Here is a 4795-nt window from a genome sequence, read left to right as displayed (position 1 = left end):
CCTGCGCCTCTGCGTGAGGCTTTTTTCTTCAGAGATGGCCAGCTCCTCCCTCGCCCCGGCTCCCCGCGGTCTACGGAAGGAGATGGCGGGGAATCCGGGCGTGTCCCGCGGAGCCTTGGATCTGACCCTTGGAAGGATCTCGTTGTCGCACGACGCCCTGTATCGAAGTAACGATCCAGGGTCTTGCACGGCATGGGCTTGGGCTGTTATCCCTTGTTCCCGCTCCACGCCACCAGACCCTTCGCAGTTCTCCCGAATGACCGACCTCAGCCCCTCCCTGGCCACGACCCTGGTCGCGTGCGCCCATTGCGGGCACCTTGACCAGGGCACGTACTGCAGTTCGTGCGGAAAGGAGCTCGCGCCCACGGAAAAGCACGTGCTCGCCGAGGCGTGGGAGCACATCGTCATGGACCGGGTGGAAGACCTGCGCGAGTACGCGGTGACCACGTGGTGGATCATCGCTCGCCCGCTGCGCTTCTTCCGCACGGCGATGACCGGCCCCGCCCAGCGCGCCGGCCACGTCTTCCCGGAGCCCGTCCCCGAGGCCCTGCCCCGCAGCGCCGTCCAGAGCCCGGTGAAGTACCTGGTGCTGAGCTTCATTGCGTCGCTGCTGGCCAGCAAGGCCACGGGCACGCAGGTGGGCGAGCTGATTCCCGGGCTGGGCGAGGAGCTGAACACCGAGTTCAGCATCCTCCTGCTGATGACGTACCTGGGCTTGTACGGGCTGGGATTCCACTGGAGCACGGGCCGGCGGATCTCGGTGGAAGAGGCCGCCGTGTTCAACGCGTACGTGGCCGCCGCCGCCATCATCAGCACGGCGCTGATGACGCTGACGCCCGAAAGCATGACCTGGGTGCTGCTGGCGGAGCTCGCGCTGTTCATCTACGTGGGGATGGTGGTTCCATACAAGGTGTTGCCACGCCTGTACCCGATGTCGAAGCGGCGGGTGTTCGTGGCGCAGATCGGCGCGTTCATCGGCGCGACCGTGCTCCTGCTGATCGGCGCCGGGATCGTGATGGTGATCGCCAACACCATCAAGGCCCGGGTGGGCGGCTGACGGATCTGTTACACCAGCGAACGAACAGCCCCGCCCGGCTCGCTGCCGGCGGGGCTTCTTCGTTCGGCGAATCGGTGGCCCTGCTCGTGCGAGACGGCGGGGCTTCACGCTACTTTATGCGATCACGCAGTCTCACGAGCGGCGACAGCAGGAGTCGATCAGGGATGAGGGAGATGAGCTTCGTGGGTCGCGGACGTGTCGCCCTGCTGGCGGCGTCGATCCTGTTGTGCGGGCCGGCGGGTGCCCAGGAAACGGGTTGCCCCGTTGACCTGGGATGCGTGCGGACGCCGGAGCCGGTTGCGGCGGCCGTGGAGTGGCGCGCGCGGCTGGACTACGGGCATGTGAGGTTCGGCGGGGCGGACCTGGACCCGTGGCACACCACCACGGCCGAAGTCTCGCGCAAGGACCCGGGCGCCACCCTGATCGCGCGGCTGAACTGGGCGCAGCGCTTCGGGCAGAACGGGGTGCAGGTGGAGATGGACGCGTATCCGCGCATCGCCCGCGGCACCTACGCATACCTGAACGCGGGGTATTCGGAGGCGTCCATCTTTCCCATCGCGCGGATCGGGGCGGAGATCTACACCAGCCCCGCCAGCGGAACGGAGGCCTCCATCGGAATGCGGCACCTGGAATTCCAGAACGCGCGCGCCACCATCTTCACGGGCTCGGCGGGGCTGTACCGGGGCAACTACTACTTCTCCGCGCGCCCCTTCATCACGCCGCAGGACGACGGCACCTCCGTTTCGGGCTCGCTCCTGGCGCGCCGCTACTTCTCGTCCCCCGAGTCGTACGCCACGCTCGTCGTCGGCGCGGGCACGGCGCCCACGGAGTCGCCGCTGGAGTTCGAACTGGGGCGCGCCAACACCTACCGCGTGGGCCTGTACGGAAAGACGCCGCTGGGCGGGGGTTTGGGCGTCCGCTGGTCCACCGGCTACGAGCACGAGTCGCTGAGCGATGTGCAGGACCGCGACCGTGTGTCGTTCAGCCTGGGCCTGGACGCGCGGCTGTGATGATGCGGCGGAAAAAGCCGCCGACACTCCCGCGTCGCGCCGTGCCGCCTCTACGCCGCGCCGTGGGCCGGAACGCAGGGCCTCCCGCTGGCCACTTCCCGCGAGGTGTTGGATCATGAATTCGAAGCACCCCATCATCACAATCGTCCTGGCCGGCGCCCTGTGGGCCGCGCCCTCGCTCGCGCAGACCAGGGACGAGGCGCTCCGGGATGCCCTTCAGCCGTACTGGCACCATCAGTACGGTGCGGCCGCCGGCCAGGTCCGCGCGCTGGCGGAACGCCCAGGCGCCTCCGCCGAGACGCACGCCTGGCTGGCCGAGGTCTATCGGCGCCTGGATGAGCGCACGGAAGCGCGACGGGAGGCGCACCGCGCGGTGGCCATGGGAGACTGCGCGAGCTTTGCGCACACGGTGCTGGGCGACCTGTACAACCCGCAGTTGAGCTCGTGGGATGAGGCGAACGCGGACAGCGCCTGGGCGCACTACCGGGCAGCCGTGGCGTGTGACCCCGCGGACGGGGGCGCCTGGATGGCAATCCACATGGAGGCGCTGCGGCGCGACGACCGGCAGGCGGCGGAACAGGCTCTGCGCCGCCTGCACGAGGCGGGGTTCTTCAGCGGCAGCGCACTCGCGTACAACCGCTGGGTGCTGGAGTCTCTGCCCCGGGGGAGCATCCTGCTCACCAACGGCGATCTCGACACCTACCCCGCCCTCGTCCTGCAGCTCGCCGAGGGTGTGCGCCCCGACGTCGCCGTGGTGAACGTGGGGCTGCTCGATGCGGCGTGGTACGCGGGTTCGGTGAGCCGGGCGCACGATCTTCCGCTGCCGCTGCCCGTGGAGCAGCTGGATACGATCACCCCCGAGTACGTCGACAGCACCGCGGCCGTCAAGTACATCGCCTACCGGGTCGTGCAATCGTGGGTGCGTTCCGCGCGTGAAGGTCGCATGCAGCGCCCGGTGGTCTTCGCCCGCACAGGCGATCCCACCCTTCTCGGCGTCCACATGGATTCGCTGGTGAGCCTGGGTACGGGCTACCGGATCCCGTCGGCGGGGGAGAGGGCCGGGGTGGATCTCGACGCCGTCGACGCCGCGCTGGCCCGGGTGGTCCCGGCCGATTATGCCACGCCTGCATTCACGCCCGGCGACCGCAGCGTGGTGCGGCGCACGTTCCCGAACCAGATGGCGCAGATCGTGTTCGAGGTGGGGCTCTGGCGAGCGGACCAGGCAGCCGAGCGGCAGGATTGGGCGGGTGCCCGGCGGTGGATCGAGTGGGCGGGCCGGTTCGCGGACGCAGCGCGACTCCCCCCTGAGCACCGGGAACGTCTCCAGGAAACCTCGGATCGTACAAGGCCGACGGAGTTCGACGCGCGGTAAGAGCGGACGGCCTGCCGGCGCGGCGTCTTACGGAGGTTCGGGGGTGGAGTTGGCCGGGCCCGAGGCCCAGGTCGGCACGGGTTACCGAGAGTCTTCGTACCTTGGGCGATCCCGAGGCCGCAGGGAAGCTCGTCGAGCCCCCGCCGACTCACTTTCGCCCTCGCGACCGGGGCATCAACGAAGGAGGCCGTCACGCGGGCGGGCGCCGCCGGTACGCTTCTTCGGCCCAGGCGCAGAACGACTCGGCTTTGCGAAGGATCGCGGACGCGTCGGAGATCGTACTGTACACTCCCTGATAGGAGACCGCGTCCTTCTTCTTGACGACCGCCGGAGCAGGTCCACCGCGTCGGGCGAGGGGTTCTTCAGCGCGGCGAGCAGCGCGTCCGGCGCTCGGACGTGCTCCCCTTCGGTGGACTTGAACCCGCCATACGCAATCGTGATCGCGTCGTTGTACGCGATGGCCGCGTGGATGGCGATCACTGAGATGGCATTGCCGTAGCGGGTCTCATCCGTCGCGAGAATCTTCGAGATCCTGCGCGCTCTGCAGGACGGCAGAGCCGACGTTCCGATATTTCGCGGCCTGGTTGCGGTCGGTATCCTTGCGGCGCCCCCGTGTTACCAAAGCAGTTCCTCCAATGCCTTTCCGTAAATCCGCCGGCCGTCACGGATTGCGTCACGTAGAAAGCTGTCCGTGCTGCCCGCCTGCTCACGAGCGGTTGCCAAGTCCAGCACCACGGGCGAGAGCACCACGCCAAAGTACGTTCGGAGTGCTGGCGCACGGGCTGAAAGTGTATCGTGCACCGCTTCGGCAGCCCGTGCGTCGGGCGTGATGACGAGAACGTCGAGATCGCTTCCGGGAACGTCGTCGCCCCGGGCGGCGCTCCCGAACAGATACGCGGCCAGCACGCGCCCATCCGCCACGCCCGCCTCGTCCAGCAGAATCCGCCGCAGCTCCTGGAACAACTCGTCAGCCCGCTTACGTTCCGCCCGAAATAGCGGCAGGAGGCCATCGCGCACAAGGTGGTGGTTCTCGTTCAGACGGTAGAGATGCTGGGCCGGCGTTTCCTCCATCAGCACGACGCCGAGTTGCGCCAGTTCCCCCAGTCCGCGTTGCGTCATTGCCCGGCTGGCGTGTGCCTGCCGCGCGATCTCACGCCCGGACAACGCCTGATGTGCGTCGGCCAGCACACGCAGAGCACGCACGCGTACGCCTGAGGAGAGGATACCGTTAAGCGGGGCGAAAAACATGGCGTACAAACTTGCTAAGGCTCCCTCATCATGGTGGCCGCTAAATTAGGCCATGTGGCCTAATAAAGCGGCCACCCACACAAAGATGTACACGCCCAGGATTTCACG

The 4795-nt window shown here is 68.0% G+C and carries 4 protein-coding genes; 3 read left to right on the top strand and 1 reads right to left on the bottom strand.

Annotated features, from left to right (window positions below):
• Positions 1-256 precede the first annotated feature (256 nt).
• The 3 genes from VIB55_RS02565 to VIB55_RS02555 all read left to right on the top strand — a co-directional run bounded on the left by VIB55_RS02565 (position 257) and on the right by VIB55_RS02555 (position 3439).
• Positions 257-1057, top strand: coding sequence for a hypothetical protein (locus tag VIB55_RS02565; protein WP_331875099.1), 801 nt, complete (start codon positions 257-259; stop codon positions 1055-1057).
• Between the two features lie 173 nt (positions 1058-1230).
• The gene (locus tag VIB55_RS02560; protein ID WP_331875098.1) at positions 1231-2067 is read left to right on the top strand and encodes a YaiO family outer membrane beta-barrel protein; all 837 of its coding nucleotides are present in this window, start codon (positions 1231-1233) and stop codon (positions 2065-2067) included.
• 115 nt (positions 2068-2182) lie between these two features.
• Positions 2183-3439 carry a hypothetical protein gene (locus VIB55_RS02555; protein WP_331875097.1) on the top strand — a complete coding sequence of 419 codons (1257 nt, stop codon included), beginning with the start codon at positions 2183-2185 and terminating at the stop codon, positions 3437-3439.
• 615 nt (positions 3440-4054) lie between these two features.
• Here VIB55_RS02555 and VIB55_RS02550 read toward each other — a convergent pair.
• Positions 4055-4687 (bottom strand): nucleotidyltransferase domain-containing protein, encoded by a 633-nt coding sequence (locus tag VIB55_RS02550; protein ID WP_331875096.1) that lies wholly within the window; start codon positions 4685-4687, stop codon positions 4055-4057.
• Positions 4688-4795: the final 108 nt, after the last annotated feature.

This window comes from Longimicrobium sp. (assembly GCF_036554565.1).
Classification (GTDB): domain Bacteria; phylum Gemmatimonadota; class Gemmatimonadetes; order Longimicrobiales; family Longimicrobiaceae; genus Longimicrobium.
The sequence above is the reverse complement of the archived record's forward strand: the minus strand, read 5'-3'. Positions and strand labels throughout refer to the sequence as shown.

Excerpts from the sequence above, each read along its gene's own strand:
- VIB55_RS02560 (WP_331875098.1), top strand. The coding sequence starts at position 1,231 with ATGAGCTTCGTGGGTCGCGGACGTGTCGCCCTGCTGGCGGCGTCGATC.
- VIB55_RS02550 (WP_331875096.1), bottom strand. The coding sequence starts at position 4,687 with ATGTTTTTCGCCCCGCTTAACGGTATCCTCTCCTCAGGCGTACGCGTG.
- VIB55_RS02555 (WP_331875097.1), top strand. The coding sequence starts at position 2,183 with ATGAATTCGAAGCACCCCATCATCACAATCGTCCTGGCCGGCGCCCTG.
- VIB55_RS02565 (WP_331875099.1), top strand. The coding sequence starts at position 257 with ATGACCGACCTCAGCCCCTCCCTGGCCACGACCCTGGTCGCGTGCGCC.